General features: G+C 68.8%; 21 protein-coding genes. 6 read left to right on the forward strand and 15 right to left on the reverse strand.

Annotation, left to right across the window (positions count from 1 at the left end):
- Positions 1-15 precede the first annotated feature (15 nt).
- Both QN239_RS17990 and QN239_RS17995 read right to left on the reverse strand, forming a co-directional pair.
- Complete coding sequence (locus QN239_RS17990; RefSeq protein ID WP_499012439.1) at positions 16-1,227, reverse strand: alpha/beta hydrolase; 1,212 nt, start codon at positions 1,225-1,227, stop codon at positions 16-18.
- A gap of 54 nt (positions 1,228-1,281) precedes the next feature.
- On the reverse strand, positions 1,282-1,647 hold the full coding sequence (locus tag QN239_RS17995) for a transcriptional regulator (RefSeq protein WP_499012441.1): 366 nt from the start codon (positions 1,645-1,647) through the stop codon (positions 1,282-1,284).
- 222 nt (positions 1,648-1,869) lie between these two features.
- On the opposite strand from QN239_RS17995, the gene QN239_RS18000 reads away from it, so the two are divergent.
- Positions 1,870-2,208, forward strand: coding sequence for an RNA polymerase-binding protein RbpA (locus tag QN239_RS18000; RefSeq protein WP_090358198.1), 339 nt, complete (start codon positions 1,870-1,872; stop codon positions 2,206-2,208).
- Positions 2,209-2,262: 54 nt separating this feature from the next.
- Here QN239_RS18000 and QN239_RS18005 read toward each other — a convergent pair whose 3' ends face one another.
- Genes QN239_RS18005 through cobN form a run of 8 tightly spaced genes read right to left on the reverse strand, consistent with a single transcriptional unit; the run spans position 2,263 to position 12,294 of the window.
- Positions 2,263-3,051, reverse strand: coding sequence for a polyprenol monophosphomannose synthase (locus tag QN239_RS18005; protein ID WP_090357653.1), 789 nt, complete (start codon positions 3,049-3,051; stop codon positions 2,263-2,265).
- Positions 3,048-4,841: an apolipoprotein N-acyltransferase gene (lnt, locus tag QN239_RS18010; protein WP_499012443.1), complete on the reverse strand. Its 1,794-nt coding sequence runs from the start codon at positions 4,839-4,841 to the stop codon at positions 3,048-3,050. Before lnt ends, QN239_RS18005 begins: the two co-directional genes overlap by 4 nt.
- The gene (locus tag QN239_RS18015; RefSeq protein WP_499012445.1) at positions 4,834-6,426 is read right to left on the reverse strand and encodes an amidohydrolase; all 1,593 of its coding nucleotides are present in this window, start codon (positions 6,424-6,426) and stop codon (positions 4,834-4,836) included. The genes lnt and QN239_RS18015 overlap by 8 nt, the downstream gene beginning before the upstream one ends.
- A 16-nt stretch (positions 6,427-6,442) precedes the next feature.
- Complete coding sequence (locus QN239_RS18020; protein WP_499012447.1) at positions 6,443-6,955, reverse strand: FxsA family protein; 513 nt, start codon at positions 6,953-6,955, stop codon at positions 6,443-6,445.
- Positions 6,956-6,988: 33 nt separating this feature from the next.
- Positions 6,989-7,378: a PPOX class F420-dependent oxidoreductase gene (locus QN239_RS18025; RefSeq protein WP_167159637.1), complete on the reverse strand. Its 390-nt coding sequence runs from the start codon at positions 7,376-7,378 to the stop codon at positions 6,989-6,991.
- Between the two features lie 37 nt (positions 7,379-7,415).
- Positions 7,416-8,315, reverse strand: a complete 900-nt coding sequence (purU, locus tag QN239_RS18030; RefSeq protein ID WP_499012448.1) for a formyltetrahydrofolate deformylase — start codon at positions 8,313-8,315, stop codon at positions 7,416-7,418.
- A complete protein-coding gene (locus QN239_RS18035; RefSeq protein ID WP_499012450.1) occupies positions 8,284-8,667 on the reverse strand; it encodes a PPOX class F420-dependent oxidoreductase in 384 nt (127 codons plus the stop codon). Before QN239_RS18035 ends, purU begins: the two co-directional genes overlap by 32 nt.
- Before the next feature lie 39 nt (positions 8,668-8,706).
- A complete protein-coding gene (gene cobN / locus QN239_RS18040; RefSeq protein ID WP_499012452.1) occupies positions 8,707-12,294 on the reverse strand; it encodes a cobaltochelatase subunit CobN in 3,588 nt (1,195 codons plus the stop codon).
- A 368-nt stretch (positions 12,295-12,662) separates the two neighbouring features.
- Between cobN and QN239_RS18045 the strand changes: the two genes are divergently transcribed.
- Positions 12,663-13,592 (forward strand): TauD/TfdA dioxygenase family protein, encoded by a 930-nt coding sequence (locus QN239_RS18045; RefSeq protein WP_499012454.1) that lies wholly within the window; start codon positions 12,663-12,665, stop codon positions 13,590-13,592.
- 4 nt (positions 13,593-13,596) lie between these two features.
- Here QN239_RS18045 and QN239_RS18050 read toward each other — a convergent pair whose 3' ends face one another.
- Positions 13,597-13,782, reverse strand: coding sequence for a hypothetical protein (locus tag QN239_RS18050; RefSeq protein WP_499012455.1), 186 nt, complete (start codon positions 13,780-13,782; stop codon positions 13,597-13,599).
- A gap of 141 nt (positions 13,783-13,923) precedes the next feature.
- Here QN239_RS18050 and cobG point away from each other — a divergent pair, with 141 nt between their 5' ends.
- From cobG to QN239_RS18070, 4 genes are read left to right on the forward strand one after another with little or no spacing between them, the layout of a single operon-like run.
- Positions 13,924-15,027, forward strand: coding sequence for a precorrin-3B synthase (cobG, locus tag QN239_RS18055; protein ID WP_499012457.1), 1,104 nt, complete (start codon positions 13,924-13,926; stop codon positions 15,025-15,027).
- 9 nt (positions 15,028-15,036) lie between these two features.
- Positions 15,037-15,663 (forward strand): precorrin-8X methylmutase, encoded by a 627-nt coding sequence (locus QN239_RS18060; RefSeq protein ID WP_090357674.1) that lies wholly within the window; start codon positions 15,037-15,039, stop codon positions 15,661-15,663.
- Positions 15,660-17,150 (forward strand): precorrin-2 C(20)-methyltransferase, encoded by a 1,491-nt coding sequence (locus tag QN239_RS18065; RefSeq protein ID WP_499012459.1) that lies wholly within the window; start codon positions 15,660-15,662, stop codon positions 17,148-17,150. The genes QN239_RS18060 and QN239_RS18065 overlap by 4 nt, the downstream gene beginning before the upstream one ends.
- A gap of 51 nt (positions 17,151-17,201) precedes the next feature.
- On the forward strand, positions 17,202-18,242 hold the full coding sequence (locus tag QN239_RS18070; RefSeq protein ID WP_499012460.1) for a phosphotransferase family protein: 1,041 nt from the start codon (positions 17,202-17,204) through the stop codon (positions 18,240-18,242).
- Here the strand turns inward: QN239_RS18070 and QN239_RS18075 are convergent.
- Genes QN239_RS18075 through dprE2 form a run of 4 tightly spaced genes read right to left on the reverse strand, consistent with a single transcriptional unit; the run spans position 18,235 to position 21,633 of the window.
- On the reverse strand, positions 18,235-18,966 hold the full coding sequence (locus QN239_RS18075) for a cobalt-precorrin-6A reductase (protein WP_499012462.1): 732 nt from the start codon (positions 18,964-18,966) through the stop codon (positions 18,235-18,237). The genes QN239_RS18070 and QN239_RS18075 overlap by 8 nt on opposite strands.
- A complete protein-coding gene (gene cobM / locus QN239_RS18080; RefSeq protein ID WP_187095486.1) occupies positions 18,966-19,721 on the reverse strand; it encodes a precorrin-4 C(11)-methyltransferase in 756 nt (251 codons plus the stop codon). Before cobM ends, QN239_RS18075 begins: the two co-directional genes overlap by 1 nt.
- Complete coding sequence (gene cbiE / locus QN239_RS18085; RefSeq protein WP_499016849.1) at positions 19,718-20,881, reverse strand: precorrin-6y C5,15-methyltransferase (decarboxylating) subunit CbiE; 1,164 nt, start codon at positions 20,879-20,881, stop codon at positions 19,718-19,720. Before cbiE ends, cobM begins: the two co-directional genes overlap by 4 nt.
- Entirely contained in the window at positions 20,878-21,633 is a 756-nt protein-coding gene (gene dprE2 / locus QN239_RS18090) for a decaprenylphospho-beta-D-erythro-pentofuranosid-2-ulose 2-reductase (protein WP_499016850.1), read from the reverse strand. The genes cbiE and dprE2 overlap by 4 nt, the downstream gene beginning before the upstream one ends.
- Positions 21,634-21,778: the final 145 nt, after the last annotated feature.

A 21,778-nucleotide genomic window follows, 5' to 3' on the forward strand; every position in this document is an offset into this window, starting at 1 on the left:
AGAACCCACGCCGACTCAGGAACTCAGGAAGCCCGTCAGTTCAGACAGGAAGACCTGCCACGCGGGTTCGGCTTCGGTGAGTAGGTGATTGTTGCTCCGCAACGCCACCAGCCGGGAGTTCGGGATCAGGGCCGCCAACTCCTCGCCGTAGCGCATGGGAACACGGCGGTCGTCGGCGGAATGCATGATCAGCGTGGGGCACGCCACATCGCGGGCCAGGTCGCGAACGTCGATGCGGCCGAACTCGTCGAGGAAGCGCACCGCGTTCTCCGGTGAGGTGGTGCGGCGCTGCAGATCGTCGAAGGCCTCCCAGTCGGCACGGGCGCCGTCGGGCAGGAATTGGGCGGCGAAGACCTGCCGGAAGACCGGGTCGTCGCGACCCCAGCCCACTCGGGCCAGATCCAAATCCAGTGCGGCGGCGCGTCTCTCATCATCGCTCATCGCGCGGACGGCGCGGCCGCGGGCGTACGCCCCGCACAGGATCAGGTGGGTGACCCGGTCCGGGTGCCGGGCGGCGTAGGCCACCGCCACCGCACCGCCCTGCGACACTCCCAGCAGCGGAAAGCGTTCCAGCCCAAGCGCTTCCACCACCGTCTCCGGGTCGGCGACCCAGTCATCGAAGGTGAAGTCGACGGCCTCCCAGTCCGATAGTCCACAACCACGCTCGTCGTAGCGGATGAAGGTGTGCCGGGCCGCGAGGTCGCGAACCCAGTGTCGCCACACCGGGCTTTCGATGTCGTAGCCCAGGTGGGTCATCCAGTTGGCGGCCCGCACCAGCGGCGGGCCCTCCCCGGCCACGGCGTACGCCAGCCGCACGCCGTCGGCGGCGCGGCAGAACGCGATGTGTTGGCGCGGAGGCGGTGCGCTGACCGGGGCTGCGAGTGTCTCGGGGACGGTGAGGGTGCCGACGAACTGGTATCCGCGGCCGCGGACGGTACGGATATAGCGCTGGGATTCGCCGTCGTCGCCGAGTGCCCGGCGAGCCGCTTTGATCCGGCTGGTCAGCGCCGCTTCTCCGACGAACCGGCCGCCCCAGACCGTGTCGAACAGTTCTTCTTTGGTGAGGAACCTGTCGTGGTTGCTCACCAGCTGGGTCATCACATCGAAGACCTGCGGTTCGACCCGCACCACCTCGCCGTCGCGGCGCAGCTCGTAACGCTGGGTGTCCAGCACGAACTCGTCGAATCGCCACACGCCGGCAGGGCCATCAGGTGCGGGGGCGGACACCGCGCCATCGTAGCTGTGAGACTCCTGCGTGGGTGTCTCCGCGGAACCTGGGTCTCAGCGCCAGCCGTCGGCGGCCTTGGCGGCCTGGATCAGTACCTCGCACAGGTCCCGGAGCTCGGCGCCGTCTGCGCCCTCTTGCAAGGCGGTCGCGATGTCCTCGGCCGCACACCGCACCTGGTAGACCCGGTCGGACAGGTCGGCGGCCTCGTCGGCGGTCAGCACCACGGCGTCCGGTGCGAATGAGGTGCCCTTGACCTGTGCCCGCTGCTCGTAGGCACGCTGTCGGCAGGACTGGCGGCAGTACTGGCGGCGCCGTCCCATCCCGGCGTCGGCGACCTCACGGCCGCACCACCGGCACGGCTGCGCACGGGTGCGGCGACGCGGCTGGCTGGATGCCGGAGAAGGCGCTGCTGCGGTCACGAATCCCGACTGTAGACCCGTGGGCCGGTGGATCCGGGAATTGGCACGGCGGGCAGGAGCGAAGCGGACCCGGGAATTGGCACGGCAGGCACGAGAGGCAGACACGAGACAAGCAACTTTGAGGATCGGCACGCTATCCTTTTTGGCTGAGTCAGGAACTTCGCGGGCACCGTCTGCGTTGAAACTGCGGACGAAATACAGCCGGCAAGAGGAGTGTTGACGATGGCCGATCGCGTTCTGAGAGGCAGCCGCCTCGGAGCTGTGAGCTACGAGACCGACCGCAACCATGATCTGGCGCCGCGTCAGGTGGCGCGCTACCGCACCGACAACGGCGAGGAATTCGATGTGCCGTTCGCCGACGACGCAGAGATTCCTGGCACCTGGACGTGCCGCAACGGGATGGAAGGCACCCTCATCGAAGGTGACGTTCCGGAGCCCAAGAAGGTGAAGCCGCCCCGCACGCACTGGGACATGCTGTTGGAGCGTCGCTCCGTCGAAGAGCTCGACGAACTGCTCAAGGAGCGTCTGGAGATCATCAAGACCCGCCGCCGCGGGTCCTGACCTGCGGTGTGGCGTGCACATCCGGTATGGGTGGGCACGCCACTTCCGAGGTGGTCAGCGGGCGATGCCGCGGGCCCGGTCGAGTCGGCCCCGGATCCCCCACTCGGCGACCTTGGACATCGCCTCGCGGATGTTCGAGCCGCTCATCTTCGATACGCCGAGTTCACGCTCGGTGAACGTGATGGGCACCTCCACGACGGTGAACCCGGCATTGATGGCCCGCCAGGTCAGATCGATCTGGAAGCAGTAGCCCTTCGAGTCGACCGCGCCGAGATCGATCTTCTCCAGCACCTCGCGCCGGTAGGCGCGGTAGCCGGCGGTGATGTCGTTGATATCGACCCCGAGCAGCACGCGCGAATACGTGTTGGCGGTCCGCGACAGCGCAAGCCGGCGCCAGGGCCAGTTGCGCACCGTTCCGCCCGGCACGTAGCGCGAACCGATCGCCAGATCCGCACCGGCGTCGACCGCCTCGAGCAGCCGGCTCAGCTCTTCGGGGGCATGGCTGCCGTCGGCGTCCATCTCCACCAGCACCGTGTACTCGCGGCCCAGCCCCCAGGCGAACCCGGCGAGGTACGCGGCACCGAGGCCGTCTTTGCTGATCCGGTGCATGACGTGCACGCGGTCCGGATCGGCCAGGGCAAGTTCGTCGGCCAGCTGGCCGGTACCGTCCGGGCTTCCGTCATCGACGATCAGCACATGTACGTCGGGCCGGGCGGCGTGCACGCGGCCCACGATGAGCGGGAGGTTCTCCCGCTCGTTATAGGTCGGAATGATCACCAGCGTGCGCCGGCTCGGCGACGCCGGGTTGCCCGGTCGCTCCGCTCCTGTCCCAGGAGTGGTCATGTGCTTCCTGTGTCCTTACTGCCCGGATCGGGCTCGTCTGCATGGCCCCCGTCGGGCTGCAAATCTGTTTCACCGGATCCTGCGGTCCGGCGCCTTGGCACGAAGCTCCCATTGTGCAGCATGGCCGCGATCACAGCGGCAACGCCGATCGCCAGAAGCGCGATCTGGACGGCCGAGGCCCACTGCGTCGCAAAGGTGAGGTTGGATTTGAGCCGCACCGCGGCGTCGAGATAACCCGGTTCGAAGAACTCGGTGCTGGCCAGTTCGTGGCCGTCCGGGGCGATGATCGCGCTGATCCCGACGGTGCCGGCCACCACCACGTAGCGGTCGTGTTCGACGGCGCGCAGCCGGGCGAAAGCCAGCTGCTGGGCACTCATCGCGGCGTTGAACGTTGCGTTGTTGGCGGGAACGGCGAGCAGTTGGGCACCGTTGAGCACGGATTCGCGGGCGGCCCGGTCGAAGATCACCTCCCAGCAGGTGGTGATGCCGATCGGGATGCCTGCGGCCGTCACCACACCGTTGCCCGCACCGGGGACGAAGTAGCCGGCGCGATCGGCGTAGGACGAGATGTGCCGGAACAGACTGCGCCAGGGCAGATATTCGCCGAAGGGTTGGACGATCTTCTTGTCGTGGCGTTCCCCGGGCCCGGTCAGCCCATCCCAGACCAGCACCGTATTGGTTGCGACGGGGGTTTCCGGTGTGAAGCCGGGGGCGCGCAGGACGGTGCCGACCAAGATCGGCGCATGGATGGCCCGGGCTGCTTCGGAGATCTCCGCACCGGCGTCGGCATTGATCAGCGGGTCGATATCCGACGAGTTCTCCGGCCAGATCACGACCATGGGCTGCGGCGCGCGGCCGGCCTGGACATCCTCGGCCAGCCGCAGGGTCTCCTTGACGTGGTTGTCCAGCACCGCCCGCCGCTGGGCGTTGAAATCGAGCCCGAGACGCGGGACGTTGCCCTGGATCGCCGCGACGGTCACCGACGGGTGTTCACCGGAACCGGCGCCGGCCTTGTGCACCGCGGGCCACACCAGCGCAGTGCCCAGGAGTACGACGGACAGGCACACGCCGGGCAGCACGACCTCGGGACGGGCGGCGTCGGAGGACGCGGCGGCATGATCGGGGTGACTGCGCCGCCACCACAGCACGATCTCCAGTGCGATCGCGGTGAGACTGAACCCGACCAGCGCCACGGCGGCCGACACCAGCGGTGCGCCGCCGACCTGTGCCAGCGGCAGCAGCGGCCCACCGGCCTGACCGAAGCCGACGACACCCCACGGAAAACCACCGAACGGCACCACGGATTTGAGCCATTCACCGACCGCCCACTCCGCGGCGAACCACACCGGCCAGCCGGGTAGCCGGCGCACCACCACTGCCAGCAGCCCGAACAGTGCGGGGAACAGCGCCTGGAGCAACGCCAGCGCCAGCCACGGCAGTGTGCCGACCAGATTGCCGATCCACGGCAGCAGCGGGACGTAGAACGCCAGCCCGAACACCAGCCCGTAGCCGAACCCGCCGGCGCGGGTGGTCTGAGTCCGGGTCAGCACCCAGCCCAGCAGCGCCAGCGACAGAAATGCGCAGTACCACCAGCCCCACGGCGGGAAACTCGCACACATCAGCAGGCCGGCGACCAGCGACACCGCAAACCTGGGCAGCCGCGGCAGCGCGATCTGGCGCAACCGGGCGCCGAGTCGGGCCAGCCGTCCAGGGCCGCTGCTTTCGGGCTCGGTCTCGGTCTCGGTTTCGGTCTCCGGTTCCGTCTCGACTTCCGGCTCGGTGTCAGCCATGCAGGACCACACCCCGGTGCACGGTCCGCAGGCAGCGCGGCGACCGTTCCGGTGTCAGCCTCGGCAACGCGGGCACCCGGGATCGCGGATCGGTGGACCACCGCTGCACGGCCTCGGTGGCCGGGATGCTCACCTCCAGATCGCCGGCATCCCAGATCGCGTAGGACGCGGGCGCACCCGGCACCAGGGTGCCGGTGACTCCGTCGCGCACACCCGACGCCCGCCACGCACCGCGTGTTGCCGCGGAGAACGCCGCGCGCGCGGACACCGCGCTGCCCGGGGTGCGATGTTCGGCGGCGGCGCGCACGGATTGCCACGGGTCAAGCCCGGTGACCGGACTGTCGGAGCCGAAGGCGAGTGGCACGCCTTGGGATGCTAACAGCGCGAAGGGGTTGAGTTTGCCGGCTCGGTCAACCCCGAGGCGTTGGGCGTACATGCCGTCCGGCCCGCCCCAGAGGGCGTCGAAGTTGGGTTGCATGCTCGCGATGACGCCCACGGCGCCCAGCCGTTCGGCCTGGTCCGGATCGACCATCTCCAGGTGTTCCAGTCGGTGCCCGCAGCGGGCGATCGCAGGCCCCCCGAAGCGGTCGGCCACGACCTGGAGGGCATTGACTACCGTGGTGACGGCGGCGTCGCCGATCACGTGGAAACCGGCCGTGATCCCGGCTTCGGTGCACGCCATCAGATGGGCAGTGACCGCCGCGGCGTCCAGGTAGCTGTTGCCGCAGGTGTGCGGGGCATCCGCGTAGGGCTCGTGCAACCAGGCGGTTCGCGACCCGAGGGCACCGTCGACGAACAGGTCGCCGGCCAGCCCGCGCGCGCCGGTGCGTTCGACAAGGGCTCGGGCCGCTTCGGCGCTTCCCACCGCCTCACCCCAATAGCCGATGACCTCGACACCGTGATCGAGGGACCGCAGCGCATCCCAGTCGTCCAGTCCACCGATATCCGGGCCGGCGCATTCGTGCACGGCGGCGATGCCGAGGGCGGCGGCCGCATCCAGCGCGGCATGCTGGGCACCTTTGCGCTGCTCGGGTGACAGCAGGTCCCGGGCGGCGGCCCGCGCGGCGTGGTGCGCGTCGGCGGTCAGCGGGAGCTGCGGGTGGTACCCGGGTACGGCCGTCAGGTCGGCGGCGGCGCTGCGCAAACCTGTCGATGCCACGGCGGAGTGCACGTCAACCCGGCTCAGATAGGCGGGCCGCCCGCCCAGCACGACGTCGAGATCGGCTGTGGTCGGCGGCGCCGCGTCCGGCCAGCCCGTCTCATCCCAGCCGTGTCCCCAGACGATGCCGTCGGGATGGGCGGCTGCATACTCGGCGACCAGCCGCAGGCAGTCCGCACGCGACCGCGCGGTGCGCAGATCCAACCCGGTCAGCGCCAGCCCGGTGGCTGTCGCGTGAACATGACTGTCCACGAACGCCGGAGCGACGAAGGCACCCGCGAGATCGACCACCTCGGCGAGTGGGAACTCGCTGCGGGCGGCGTCATCGGAACCCAGCCATACGACCAGGCCGTCGCGCACCGCCATGGCGGTGGCATCGGGGACGACCGGGCTGTGCACGCGCCCGTTGAGTAGCAGAGTGGTCACGAGGGTGACAGGGTACTCAGTCGGCGCGTCGGTCCAGCGGGGTCGGGGTGATCACCTCGTCGACCACGTCGATGACCTCACCGTCGACGTAATCGCCGTGCATGGTGGTCGCGGTGGTGCTGCTGTAGACCATGACCGGCACCGCGCGGCTGAGCTGGCGATTGATCAGGCGGTTGGCCAGCGGCCGGGCGGCGACTCTGGTCGGCGGGAGCAGCAGCAGCGCCCCCACCAGCGAGCTGGCCAGACCGGGGATGGCCACCAGCACCGTGCCGAGCGCGATCAGCACGCTGTCGGTGGCCAGCGAGGGGTCGTTCGCGCCGGGGCGAACGAAGCGGGAATCAGAACGGCTTCGCAATGCCCCCTGCAGGCGAGCGAGCTGACGGGTCAGCTGCGCGCCGGCCAGCGCCAGCCCCAGTCCGAACACGGCCAGCAGGGCCAGCACCGTCCACCCGAACCCGATGGTCGACACCAAGCCCACGACCACCGCCAGTTCGACGAGGACGTAGACGAGGAACAGTCGCATTGCCATATCCGGTCAACGCACGAGAGCGCGAACTGGTTCCTAAGCCTCGACGGCCTGAACCTCGATCGCGGCGTGCACCTTGTCGACACCGCCGCGCAGGACGGCCTGCGGGATCCACCACCACGCGTGCCACCAGTAGCGCCTGGTGACCATGTCGAACACCCTACGGGTCTCGGTCTTCGGCAGATTGCGGGCGACGGCCTCGACCGGTTCACCTTTGACCTTGCCCAGTACGCCGCACTTCTGGATGGTGACCCGCGGGGTGTTGTTGATCCGCTTGGTCTTCCAGGACCCGTCGTCGGTGGCGATCAGCAACTTGCCCTCGTGGGGCACGCCCCAGACGGTCGTGGGCTTGGGACGGCCGTCCTTGGTGAACGTGGTGAGCAGCAGGTACTTCTCGCGGTGGACGTCGTCGAAGGTCGGGGCCATGTGCTCATTCTGCGCCCTGCGCGGACGAGCCATGCGGTCAGAAGATCACCGTTTCGTTGTCATGGCGCAGGATGCGGTCCTGGCAATGCCACAGCACCGCACGGGACAGCACGGCCCGCTCGACGTCGGCGCCGAGGCGCACCAGATCCTCGACGGCGTGGGTGTGGTCCACACGCACCACGTCCTGTTCGATGATCGGGCCCTCGTCGAGGTCGGCCGTCACGTAGTGCGCAGTCGCACCGATCAGCTTGACCCCGCGCTCCCGAGCGCGACGGTAGGTGTTGGCGCCGATGAACGCCGGCAGGAACGAATGATGGATGTTGATCAGCGGGCACCCGATCTCGTCCAGGAACTCCGGCGTGACGATCTGCATGTAGCGCGCGAGTATCACCAGATCCACGTTGCCCCGCAGCAGTTCCAGCTGCCGCTGCTCGGCTTCGGCGCGGGTGTCGCGGGTGGCCGGGATGTAGACGAAGGGCACGTTGAACGCCCGCACCTGCTCGGCCAATTCCGGATGGTTGGCGATCACCATCACCACCGTCATATCGAGCTCACCCCGGCGGTTGCGCCACAGCAGATCGAGCAGGCAGTGGTCGGCAGTGGAGGCGAAGATGGCGACCCGTTTGGGCTTGGCGGCCTCGGTGAAGCGGTAGTCGATATCGAACCGGGCGGCGAGCTCGGCGAATTCCCGATCCAGTTCCGGGCTTGCGGCGGTGAGTCCGGGCAGATGAAACACAGTGCGCTGCAGGAACGTTCCGCCCTCGGGCTGGGTGGAGTGCTGGTCCAGCGAGATGATGTTGGCGCCCGCACGGGTCAGGAAGGTCGATACCGCGGCGACGATGCCGGCCCGGTCGGGACAGGTCAGCACCAACCTTCCGATATCTGCGTGCCGCGCGGCGCCTCGACTAGACGGCTGCACGGAGTTCGAGACCGACATTGTTCTTCATGCCGCCGCGCAGCTTGGAGAACAGGTTGAACGTCTTTCCGAGCAGTCCGTACCGCGCCCCGATCGCGTCGTAGACCTTGCCGATCTGGGACTGGTCCAGGATGGCGGCGGTTGCCTCGACCGCCTCACTCTTGGCGTTGCCGCGGCGATCACAGATCGCGACCGTGACCCGCGGGGTGTTGCGGATCCGCTTGACCTTCCAGGACGTGCCCTGGGTGATGACCAACAGCCGGTCCCCATCCGGCGCCGCCCAGATGGCTGTCGGTTTGGCCCGGCCGTCCTTGGTGAACGTGGTCAGCAGGATGTATTCGGCCTTGGCGACGTCGGCGAAGGTAAGTGCCATGACTGTGAATCTAGTGGGCACCCGGAAGCACCGGGAAACTCAGCCTTCCAGATCGCCTTCGGTCTCCAACAACACCTGGCGCAACCCGTCGAGGGTGTCCGCTTCCGGCTGCGCCCACATCCCCCGGCCGGCCGCCTCCAGCAACCGCTCCGCCATCCCGTGCAGGGCCCACGGATTGGACTCGGACATGAACTTGCGGTTCTCCGGGTCCAGCACATAGGAGGCGCTCAACTGTTCGTACATCCAGTCCGACATCACGTGGGCGGTCGCGTCGTAGCCGAACAGATAGTCGACGGTGGCGGCCATCTCGAAGGCACCCTTGTAGCCGTGGCGACGCATCGCGTTGATCCAGCGCGGGTTCACCACGCGGGCCCGGAACACCCGGGTGGTCTCCTCGCTGAGGGTGCGGGTGCGCACGGCGTCGGGCCGGGTGTTGTCGCCGATATAGGCCGCCGGGTCCGCACCTGTGAGCGCCCGCACCGTCGCGATCATGCCGCCGTGGTACTGGAAATAGTCGTCCGAGTCGGCGATGTCGTGCTCACGGGTGTCGGTGTTCTTGGCCGCCACCGCGATCCGCCGATAGGCCTTGTTCATGTCGTCGGCGGCAGGTGCGCCGTCCAGGTCCCGGCCGTAGGCGAAACCACCCCAGGCGGTGTAGACCTGTGCCAGATCGTTGTCGTCGCGCCAGTTGCGGCTGTCGATGAGTTGCAGCAGCCCGGCCCCGTAGGTGCCCGGCTTGGACCCGAAAATTCTTGTGGTGGCCCGGCGTTCGTCACGATGCTCGGCGATGTCGGCCTGGCTGTGCGCCCGGACGTAGTTGTCCTCGGGAGCCTCATCCAGGCCGGCGACCAGCCGAACCGCGTCGTCGAGCATGGTGACCACGTGTGGGAAGGCATCCCGGAAGAAACCGGAGATGCGGACGGTGACGTCGATCCGGGGCCGTCCCAGCTCGGTGAGCGTGATCGGCTCCAGGCTCACCACCCGCCGCGAGGCGTCATCCCACACCGGCCGGACACCCAGCAGCGCAAGCACTTCGCCGATATCGTCGCCGGCCGTGCGCATCGCCGACGTACCCCACACCGACAGGCCGACCGAGGCCGGCCACCGGCCGTGATCGGTGCGGTAGCGCTCCAGCAGGGACTCGGCCATGGCCACCCCGGTGTCCCATGCGAGCCGGGACGGCACCGCCTTGGGATCCACCGAGTAGAAGTTGCGCCCGGTGGGCAAGACGTTGACCAGCCCGCGCAGCGGCGACCCCGAGGGGCCGGCCGGGATGTAGTGCCCGTCGAGTGCGCGCAGCACCGCGTCGATCTCACCGTCGGTGCCGCGCAGCCGGGGCACCACCTCGTCGGCAGCGAACCGAAGGATGGCGGCCACCGTCGGATCCTCGGTCAGCCCGTCGACCGCCGCGCTGTCCCAACCACTGGCCTGGAGCGCCGCGACGAGTGCCCGGGCCCGGGCCTCGGCGGCGTCCACGCTCGCCTTGTCCGCAGTGCCGTCCTCGGCCAGCCCGAGCGCCTGACGCAGCCCCGGCACGGTCTGCTCCCCGCCGAACAGCTGGCGGGCGCGCAGGATGGCCAGGACCAGATCGAGTTCGGCCTCCCGCACCGGCGCCTGGCCGAGGATGTGCAGACCGTCGCGGATCTGGACATCCTTGATCTCGCACAGCCACCCGTCGACGTGCAGCAGCATGTCGTCGAAGGAGTCCTCATCCGGGCGGTCTTCCAGGCCCAGATCGTGGTCCATCTTGGCCGCGCGCATCAGGGTCCAGATCTGCTGACGGATGGCCGGCAGCTTGGCCGGGTCCAACGCGGAGACATTGGAGTGCTCGTCGAGCAACTGCTCAAGACGCGCGATGTCGCCGTAGGTTTCGGCGCGCGCCATCGGCGGGATCAGGTGGTCGACCAGAGTGGCGTGGGCGCGCCGCTTCGCCTGGGTGCCCTCACCCGGATCGTTGACCAGGAACGGATAGATCAGCGGCAGATCGCCGAGCGCGGCATCGGGTCCGCACCCCGCCGACAGCCCGAGGGTCTTGCCGGGCAACCATTCCAGGTTGCCGTGCTTACCCAGGTGCACGACGGCATCCGCCTTGAAGGAGTCGCCGAATTCGTCATCCACCCAGCGATAGGCCGCCAGGTAGTGGTGACTGGGCGGCAGATCGGGGTCGTGATAGATCGCCACCGGGTTTTCGCCGAACCCGCGCGGCGGCTGCACCAGCAGCACGGTGTTGCCCGACTGCATTGCGGCGATGACGATCTCACCGTCCGGATCGCGACTGCGGTCGACGAACAGCTCACCCGGCGGCGGGCCCCAGTGCTTCACGATCGCTTCGGCGAAATCTTGCGGCAGGGTGGCGAACCAGGCCCGGTAGTCCTTGGCCGAGACGCGGATCGGGTTGGCCTCCAGGGCATCCGGGGTCAGCCAGTCGGGATCCTGGCCACCGCGTTCGATGAGTGCGTGCACCAACGCGTCACCATCTCCGGCATCGACACCGGGCACTTCGCCGATGTCGTAGCCTGCCTGGCGCATGGCGCGCAGCAGGGCGACGGCGCTGGCCGGCGTGTCCAGCCCGACGGCGTTGCCGATGCGGGCGTGCTTGGTCGGGTACGCCGAGAACACCAGCGCGACCCGCTTGTCGGCGGGCGCGATGTGACGCAGTTTCGCGTGCCGGACGGCCAGCCCGGCGACGCGTGCACAGCGTTCCTTGTCTGCGGCATAAGTGATCAGGCCCTCGTCGTCGATCTCCTTGAAGGAGAACGGGACGGTGATGATGCGGCCGTCGAACTCCGGGACCGCGACCTGGGTGGCGACGTCCAGTGGGGACATGCCGTCGTCGTTGTCCGCCCATCGGTTCCGTGAACTGGTCAGGCACAGCCCCTGCAGGATCGGAATATCAAGGGCCGCAAGATGCGCGACGTTCCAGCTGTCGTCGGAACCACCGGCGGTGGCCATGGCCGGTGTGGCGCCACCGGCCGCCAGCACCGTGGTGACGAGCGCATCAGCGGTGCCGAGCAGCTGCAGGAGTTCGGGTTCGGCGGTGCGCAGCGACGCGCAGTAGACCGGCAGCGCCCTGCCCCCGGCCGCGTCGATGGCATCGCACAGCGCCTCGACATAGCCGGTGTTGCCGGCCAGATGCTGGGCGCGGTAGTACAGCACTGCCACGGTCGGACCGACTGCGGCGCCGTCCCGTTCCAGCACACCCCAGGTGGGGATGCTGACCGGCGGTTCGAAACCGATACCCGTCATCAGCAGGGTGTCGGACAGGAACGCGTGCAGACCACGCAGGTTCTCGGTGCCGCCCTGGGCCAGATAGATGTGCGCCTGCAGCGCCACCCCCGCAGGCACGGTGGAATGCCGCATCAATTCGGCGTCGGGCGACTGCTCCCCCGACAGCACGATGGTCGGGACGCCGCTGCCGATGATGGCGTCGATACCCTGCTGCCAGCTGCGGTATCCGCCGAGAATGCGCACGATCGCGACGTCGACACCGTCGAGCAGGGTGGCGAGCTCGGCGTCGAGCTCATCCTCAAGCAGCCGCGACGGGTTGGCCCACCGATACTCCGCGCCCGAGGCGCGGGCGGTGATCAGGTCGGTATCGGACGTGGACAGCAACAGGACAGACGGCACCGTCTATTCGTACCGCACGACGACCTGCGCTGCCCGGTCAGCGCCGTCAGCGCTCCGAGCGGCTCCAGCGGCCGTACCACGAATCCTGATACGGCGTCGCGAGGGCACCGAACACGAGGGCCACACCGATTCCGATGGCGATGAGTGAAACCATTGGTCACTCCTTTCTTCTGGCTGAAATCTACTTCCCGGGACCACCGGTACCGGCTTTTTGTGCCAGACGAGACAGCTGCCACGCAGACGTGAGCCGCATCACAATGTTGGCCGTGGGATACCCGTTGAACTGGTATTTGCCGTCACCGTTCGGCTTTCTGATCGGCCCTAGCCAAACCATTTACGGGACGCGCGCCGACTGGCGCAATGGGGAGATGAGTCCTCGCAATTCGATCAGCGTCACAAAACTCGGTGCGAATATCGGCGCCCGAATCGACGGGGTGCGCCTATCCGCCGATCTGGACGGCCCCACCGTCGAGGCCATCAACGACGCCCTGCTCACCCACAAGGTGATCTTCTTCGGGAACCAGGAGCATCTCGACGACGCCGGCCAGCTCGCGTTCGCCGGCCTGCTGGGCACCCCGACCGGAGCTCATCCGACGGTGACCTCCCGGGGCGCGCACATCCTGCCCATCGATTCGCGCTACGACAAGGCCAACAGCTGGCATACCGATGTCACCTTCGTCGACCGGATTCCCAAGGCGTCGCTGCTGCGCGCGGTGACCCTGCCCGAATACGGCGGCACCACCGTCTGGGCCAACACCCAGGCCGCCTACGAGCAGCTGCCGCCGCCGCTGCGCGCGCTGGTGGACAACCTGTGGGCGGTCCACACCAATCAGTACGACTACGCCTCGGATGCCGCCGCCGACCTGGAGAAACTGTCCGCCAACACCCGTGAGTACCGCGAGGAGTTCGTATCCGAGTACTTCGAGACCGAGCACCCGGTGGTGCGGGTGCACCCGGAGACGGGACGGCGGGTGCTGTTGCTCGGGCACTTCATCAAGCGCTTCATCGGCTTGGGGACCACCGAATCGGCAACCGTGTTCAATCTGCTGCAGGCCCGAGTCATCAAGCTGGAGAACACCGTTCGGTGGTCCTGGTCGCCCGGCGACCTGGCGATCTGGGACAACCGGGCCACCCAGCACTACGCGGTGGCCGACTACGACGACCAGTTCCGCTACCTGAGTCGGGTGACGCTGGCCGGTGATATTCCGGTCGATGTCCACGGCCAGTCCAGCCGGGCGGTGGCCGGTGACGCGTCGCGGTACTCGGAGGTGGTCAGCCCGGTACGGCTGGCCGGTTGAGCGGCTAGAGCCGGCCCATCTCCCGCGCCAACAGCGCGTCCTCGAGGAATTCGTAGCGTTTGCATTCGTGGTGCTCGTGCGGTTCCACCGCGGCATGGATTTTTGCTCCCGCGGCATGTGCCGCATCGGCGAGCCTGCGCACGTCCGGGTGCGGCAGATGGAGAGGTAGGTGACTGGTCAAGCTGGTCATGTCGATCACTTCCCGTGCTTCTTTGCCCAAATCGCGGGCATGGTCCAAAACTAGGAGCGCGGCAGTATTGACGATTGCGTAGACCGGTACTCGATTTGTGGCCGCATACCGGTGCCGGTACGCAGGTCGTACGGTAGAGGCGTGGCCCGGGTCCGTGACGACGATGCGTGCCCCGGTGCCCTCCAGGTACACCGGGCCGCCGATGGTGCGCTGATCAGGATTCGGCTGGCCGGTGGCGCGATCACCCCGGCGCAACTCGCCGCGCTCGCTCACACCGCCGAGCAATTCGGCTCACCGGCAATGGAACTCACCTCACGCGGCAATATCCAGATCAGGGCGATCACGGATACCGCCGCGGTGGCCTCGTCGATTACGGCCGCCGGGCTGCTGCCGTCGCCCACCCATGAGCGGGTGCGCAACATCGTCGCCTCCCCGCTGTCCGGGCGCAGTGGCGGCCTCGTCGACATCCGGCCACTGGTGACCGAACTGGACGCCGCGTTGTGCGCCGCACCGGAACTGGCCGGCCTGCCGGGGCGGTTCCAGTTCGCCCTCGACGACGGCAGCGGCGACGTGTCTGGACTGCGCCCCGATGTCGGGGTGCACGCGGTCGGTGCGGACACCTTCGCCGTGATCCTGGCCGGCCGGGACAGCGGCGTGCGCATCCCGTTCGGCGCGGCGGTCCCGACACTGATCTCGGTCGCGCAGCGCTTCGTCCAGGTCAGAGGTACCGCGTGGCGCGTCGCCGAACTCGCCGACGCGACCGTGCTGCTCGACGGCGCTCACGCCGGCCCACCATTCCCCGCCGTGTCGTGCCCGCCGGTCGGCTGGATCACCCAGCGTGACGGGTTGGTCAGCCTCGGCGCCGCGGTGCCGCTGGGCGTGCTGCAGGCCCGGGTCGCCGAGTTCCTGGCCGCCATCGAGGCGCCACTGATCATCACGCCGTGGCGCTCGGTGGTCATCGGCGATCTCGACGAAGGTGTCGCCGACACGGCGCTACGGGTGCTCGCCCCCCTGGGTCTGGTGTTCGACGAGTCGTCCCCCTGGCTGAGCCTGAGCGCCTGCACGGGACGGCCCGGGTGTGACAAATCTCTCTCTGATGTGCGTGCTGACGCAGCGGCGGCGCTGAACGACGGCGCGCCGGGGGTTCACCGTCATTTCGTTGGCTGCCCACGGGCGTGCGGCAGTCCCTCGGGGGCAGAGGTACTGATCGCCACCGGACACGGCTACCAGGGCCGTCACCCGTAGGGTGATCTCGTGCTCGATTACGTCCGCGACGCCGCGGAGATCTACCGGCAATCGTTCGCGACCATCCGCGCCGAGGCCGACCTGACCCGCTTCCCCGATGACGTGTCGCGCGTCGTCGTCCGCCTCATCCACACCTGCGGACAGGTGGACCTCGGCGAGCACGTCGCCTTCAGCGACGACGTCGTCGCCCGGGCGCATACCGCGCTGGCCGCCGGTGCACCGATACTCTGCGACTCGTCCATGGTGGCCGCGGGTATCACCCGGTCCCGGCTGCCCGCCGACAACGAGGTGGTGTCACTGGTCGCCGACCCGCGGGCACCCGAGTTGGCGGCCACGCTGGGCAGCACCCGCTCGGCCGCCGCGGTCGACCTGTGGGCCGACCGGCTCGACGGCGCGGTGCTGGCGATCGGCAATGCGCCGACCGCGCTGTTCCGGCTGCTCGAGCTGATCGACGAGGGCGCACCGGTGCCCGCCGCGGTGCTGGGTGGTCCGGTCGGCTTCGTCGGCTCGGCGCAGTCCAAGGACGAACTGATCGCCCGCCCGCGCGGGATGTCCTATCTAGTGGTGACCGGCCGGCGCGGCGGCAGTGCGATGGCGGCCGCCGCGGTGAATGCGATTGCGAGTGAACACGAATGACGACCAAAGGCACCCTCTACGGCGTCGGGCTGGGCCCCGGTGACCCCGAACTGGTCACGGTCAAGGCGGCCCGGCTGATCGGGTCGGCCGACGTGGTGGCGTATCACAGCGCCCGGCACGGCCGCAGCATCGCCCGCCGGATCGCCGAGCCGTATCTGCGCGACGGCCAGCTCGAGGAGCACCTGGTGTACCCGGTGACCACCGAGACCACCGAACACCCCGGCGGTTATGCCGGGGCGATGGAGGACTTCTACGCCGAGGCCGCCGAGCGGATCGCCACCCATCTGGACGCCGGGCGCGATGTCGCGCTGCTCGCCGAGGGCGACCCGCTGTTCTACAGCTCGTATATGCACATGCACACCCGGCTGACCGAGCGCTTCGACGCCGTCATCGTGCCCGGTGTGACGTCGGTGAGTGCCGCGTCGGCCGCTACTGGCACGCCGCTGGTCCAGGGCGACGAGGTGCTGACCATCCTGCCCGGCACGCTCCCGGCCGCCGAGCTGACCCGACGGCTGGCCGATACCGACGCCGCCGTCATCATGAAACTCGGGAAGTCCTATCCCGAAGTGCGCGAAGCGCTTTCGGCCACCAAGCGGCTGGACCGCGCCTTCTATGTGGAACGTGCCAGCACCGACCAGCAGCGCGTGCTGAACGCCGGCGAGGTCGACGAGGCATCGGTCCCCTATTTCTCCATCGTGATGGTGCCCGGCGAGGCGGCCCAGCCGCGGAACGGTCGGTCCCCCGTCGCTCCGCTCGCCCCGAAAGGCAGCGTCGCGGTGGTCGGGCTGGGCCCCGGCGATCTGGACTGGATCACTCCGCAAACCCGCCGTGAACTGGCCCAGGCCACCGATCTCATCGGCTATTTCCCCTATCTGGATCGGGTCGGCGTCCGTACCGGCCAGACCCGGCATCCCAGCGACAACACCGATGAACCGGCCCGCGCCCGGCTGGCCTGCGAGCTGGCCCAGCAGGGCAAGGCGGTGGTGGTGGTGTCCTCCGGCGACCCCGGTGTCTTCGCCATGGCCACCGCCGTGCTGGAAGAGGCCAAAGCGTGGCCGGACGTGCCGGTACGGGTGATCCCGGCAATGACCGCGGCGCAGGCGGTGGCCAGCCGGGTCGGCGCCCCGCTCGGGCATGACTACGCCGTCATCTCGCTGTCCGACCGGCTCAAGCCGTGGGACATCATCGCCAAGCGGGTCAGTGCGGCGGCCGCGGCCGATATGGCCATCGCGGTCTACAACCCGGCGTCCAAGACCCGCACCTGGCAGGTCGGTGCGATGAAAGAGCTGCTGCTCGCCCATCGGGACCCGGTCACCCCGGTCGTCATCGGCCGGGATGTCGCCGGTCCGCGCGAAGAGGTGCGGGTGGTGACACTGGGCGAGCTGAACCCCGCTGAAGTGGACATGCGCTGCATGTTGATCATCGGGTCCTCGCAAACACAGTGGCACGGAGACCGGGTGTTCACGCCCCGCTACTACCCGGGCTGACGCTTGTCAAAGATCGTTGACATGCGTCAGTAGCCGGTTTACTGTCCGCTCGTGATCCCGCGCAATCCCGATGACGTGACGGCGGACTGGCTCAGCGGTGTTCTCGGCACCAAGGTCCGCACCCTCGAGCTCAACCCGATCGGGACCGGCCAGACCGGAGCGACCTACCGACTGTCGGTCGGTTACACCGATGAGGTGGGGTTGCCCGCCAGCTTCGCCATCAAACTGCCCTCCCAGGACGACGGGGTGCGGGATCGCGTCGCGATCGGCTACCGCTCCGAACACGCCTTCTACCGCGACGTCGCCGACCTGGTGTCGATACCCGTTCCGCACAGCTACTACTGCGAAATCGAAGACGAGGGTGCGGAATTCGCCCTGCTGCTCGCCGACATGGCGCCCGCGGAGCAGGGTGACCAGATCGCCGGTTGCTCGGCCGGCGACGCCCTGCTGGCGGTGCGGGCGCTGGCCGGGCTGCACGCGCCGAGCTGGTGTGATCCGAAGTGGACCGACTTCCCCGGTATCGCCATGCCGCGACCCGATGAGGACATGGCCTTCGGGATGGGCGAGGTGGCCAAGATGGCCAGCGCAATCACCCTGGAAAAGCTCGGCGCCCGGATGACCGCGGCCGACCGCGACACGATGGAGGTCGCGCTGTCGGTGGTGACGCCGTGGCTGCTGGCCGAACCCGATCGGTTCGCGCTGCTGCATGGCGACTACCGGCTGGACAACATGCTTTTCGATCCCGGCCATACCGAGATCACCATCGTGGACTGGCAGACGCTGGGGTCCGGGCTACCTGCGCGAGACCTGTCCTACTTCATCGCGACCAGTCTGGATCCGGATATCCGCGCGCAGGCGGAGGACCAGCTGGTCGACACCTACCACGGGCAACTCCAGGCCCTGGGCGTCACCGGCTACAGCCGCGAAACCTGTTGGCGCGACTATCGTCTGGGTATGGTGCAGGCTCCGCTGATCATCGCCTTCGGCACCGCGTTCGCCAGCTCGACCGATCGCGGCGACGATATGATGCTCGCCATGGCCAAGCGCTCCTGTGCAGCGATCCGCGAGCTCGACACGCTGGCGCTCATTTAGGGGTCAGCCCGGACAACCACGCCACCGCCGACGCCACCGTGCTCACCGTGCGGACACCGGGCGGCAACGCCGGGCGGTCCACCATGACGATGGGGACATCCGCGGCCTCGGCGGCCTTGATCTTGGCCTCGGTCATCGCTCCGCCGCTGTTCTTGGTGACCAGCGCATCGATCTGATACTGGCGCAACAACGCCAGCTCGGCCTCGTATTCGTAGGGGCCGCGGGACAGCAGCAGCTGGTGGTTGACCGGCAGCGTGCCCGGGTCCGGTGCGGTGACCGCGCGGATCAGGAACCAGGCGTCGACATCACGGAATGCTGCTGTGCCCGAGCGCCCGGTGGTCAGGAATATCCGCGAAAACCCCTGAGCAGTAACGGTCTTGGCCGCCTCGGTATCGGAGCCCACCACGATGGCACGCCCGGCCGGCCACGCGGGGCGCGCCAGCACCAGATGCGGCAGCCCGGTCTCGGCGCAGGCCGCGGCAGCGTGGGCGGTGATGGTCGCGGCGAACGGATGGGTGGCATCGATCACCGCGGCTATCCGGTGCTCCCGCAGCCAGCCGGTCAGGCCGGCCACCCCGCCGAACCCGCCGATCCGCACCTGCCCGACCGGCAGTGCCGGGTCCGGCACCCGCCCGGCCAGGGAACTGATCACCTCCACATCCGGATGCAGGGCCGCGGCCAGCGCCCGGGCCTCACCGGTACCCCCCAGGAGCAGGACGCGCACTAGTGTCTGCTCCCGCGCCGGCGGCCCGACGAATACAGGTAGCTGTCGGTGAAACCTTCGGCCGCCAGGACATCGCCGACGAAGATGACCGCGGTCTTGGTGATACCCGCCTCTTTCATCTGGCCGGCCACGTCGCCGAGGGTCCCACGCAGCACCTGCTGCGTCGGCCAGCTGGCGAAAGCCACTACCGCGCAGGGTGTTTCGTTCGTGTAGCCGCCCGCGGTCAGGTCCTCGACGATCGAATCGATCTGGGCCGCGGCCAGATGCAGCACCAGCGTTGCACCGGGCATGGACAATGCCGTCAGGGTTTCCTTTTCGGGCATCGCCGTCGACAACGTGGCCACCCGGGTCAAGGTGACCGTCTGTGCCACGCCCGGGACCGTCAGTTCGCGCCCGAGGACCGCCGCGGCCGCGGCGAAAGCCGGAACCCCTGGCACGATTTCGTAGTGCACGCCCTGATCGTCCAGATGCCGGCACTGCTCGGCCAGCGCACTGTAGATCGACGGATCCCCGGAATGCAGTCGCGCGACATCCAGCCCGGCCCGGTCGGCCGCCACGAGCTCGTCGATGATCTGGGCCAGGGTCAGCGGGCCGGTGTCGATGATCTTCGCCTCGGGCGGACACAGCGCGAGAAGGTCTTTGGGCATGATCGAGCCCGCGTACAGGCAGACCTGGCAGCGCTGCAGCAGATTCTGGCCCCGCACGGTGATGAGGTCGGCGGCCCCCGGCCCGGCACCGATGAAATACACCGTCACGGCTTGCTCACCGACCACTGGGTGACCGGGTACGCCGGGCGGAACCCGGTGAATCCACCGACGGGTTCGCCGCGGTAGTGCTGGAATCGGTGCAACTGCCCACCTATCGTCGAATACCTCTGGATGACAACGGCTTCTGATTCTGCCGTGACCACATTGGCCACCAGCCGGCCGCCGGAGACCAGGTGCGCCCAACAGCCGTCGAGCAGCCCCGGTGTGGTGATCCCGCCGCCCACGAAGATCGCCGACGGCGCCGGTGCGCCCGCGAAATCCTCGGGTGCCGCGCCGCGGACGTCGACGGCGACGCCGAAGGCGCGCGCGTTGGCGGCGATGCGGTCGCGGCGGTGCGGGTCCCGCTCGAAGGCCACCGCCCGCAGGCCGGGCGCACTGCGGCACCATTCGACCGCGATACTGCCCGACCCGGATCCCACGTCCCACAACAGTTCTCCGGGTCGCGGTCCGAGGGCGGCCAGGGTGACCGCCCGGATACCCTGTTTGGTGATCTGCCCGTCGTGCGCGAACTCCGCATCGGGCAGCGTGTGGAACCGTCGGTCGTCGGGCAGGTAGCGCACGCCGATCACATTGAGGTCATCGACGACGGTGTCGAAGTGCTCGGCCACCGTGTGGTGTATCCGTTCCCCCGGGCCGCCGAGCTGTTCGAGCACGGTGAATTCCGATGCGCCGCGCCCGGTTTCGGTGAGCGCCCGGGCCAGCGTGGCGGGCGTGCCACCATCGCGGCTGAGCACCACCGCCTGCCCGCCCCGGCGCACCGCGGTGTCGGGATCTGCCGTCACGAGGCTGATCACCTCGGTGTCCTGAACCGACCAACCCAGCCGGGCACACGCCAGCGTCACGGAGGACACATGCGGCAGCACCCGGACCGCGGCAGCACCGAACACCCGGATCAGGGTGGCGCCGATCCCGTGCAGCATCGGGTCCCCGGAGGCCACCACGTGCACGGTGTCGAACCCTTCGAACAGGGTCGGCAGCGCGGGCAGCATCGGCGAAGGCCACGCCCGCCGGGGCGCGGTGATGCTGCCGTCGAGCAGCTCGAGCTGCCGCGGCGCACCGTAAATTACCGTAGCCGAACGTAATTCATGCACAGAGCGGGGCGCCAGCCCGTTCATCCCGTCGGCGCCGATGCCCACCACCACGATCATCGCGGCATCTTCCGCCAGATCGCCCGCGGCACCAACCGCGTCGCGACGATGAGCGGCCGGATCGCCCACGGCACCCACACCGCCGGCTTGCCGCGGGCCAGCGCCCGGGCGGCCGCCTCGGCCACCTGCTCGGGCGTGCTGGACAACGGCGCGGGCTCCATACCTTCGGTCATGTGGCCGATGACGAAGCCCGGCCGCACGATCAGCACGCGCACGCCGGTGCCGTGCAACGCATCGGACAGCCCGCAGGCGAAACCGTCCAGACCGGCCTTGGCCGAACCGTAGACGTAGTTGGCGCGGCGCACCCGGGCCCCGGCGATCGAGGAGAACACCACCAACTGCCCGCGGCCGCGGGCCCGCATCCCCGCGGCGAGCACCGTGAGCAGGCTGACCTGGGCCACGTAATCGGTGTGCACGACGGCGACGGCGTGCGCGGGGTCGGTTTCGGCGCGCTCCTGGTCGCCGAGAATCCCGAAGGCCAGCACCGCCGTCCCGATGGGGCCGACATCCGACTCGATCGCGGCCACCACCGCCGGATGCGCCGGGATGTCATCGGCGTCGAACTCGCGGACATGGATGTCGGCGGCACCGGCCGCCCGCAGCGCGGCGATCTGGTCGGTGAGCGCGTCGGCCCGCCGGGCCGCGAGGACCACGGTGTTCCCGGGTGCCAGCCTGGTGGCCAATTCGAGGCCGATCTCGCTTCGCCCACCGAAAATCACCACAGGGCTCGCTGCGCTCCTGCCCGCCGGTATCAATCCCCCGGTCGCTGCGCTCCTGCCCGCCGGGTCAACTCCCCCGGTCGCTGCGCTCCTGCCCGCCGGGTCAACTCCCCCGGTCGCTGCGCTCCTGCCCGCCGGTGTGTCCTCCATGGCTGCGATTATGGCCTGCGCTAGCGTG

The sequence above is a fragment of the Mycolicibacterium sp. Y3 genome, assembly GCF_051188035.1.
GTDB lineage: Bacteria > Actinomycetota > Actinomycetes > Mycobacteriales > Mycobacteriaceae > Mycobacterium > Mycobacterium fluoranthenivorans.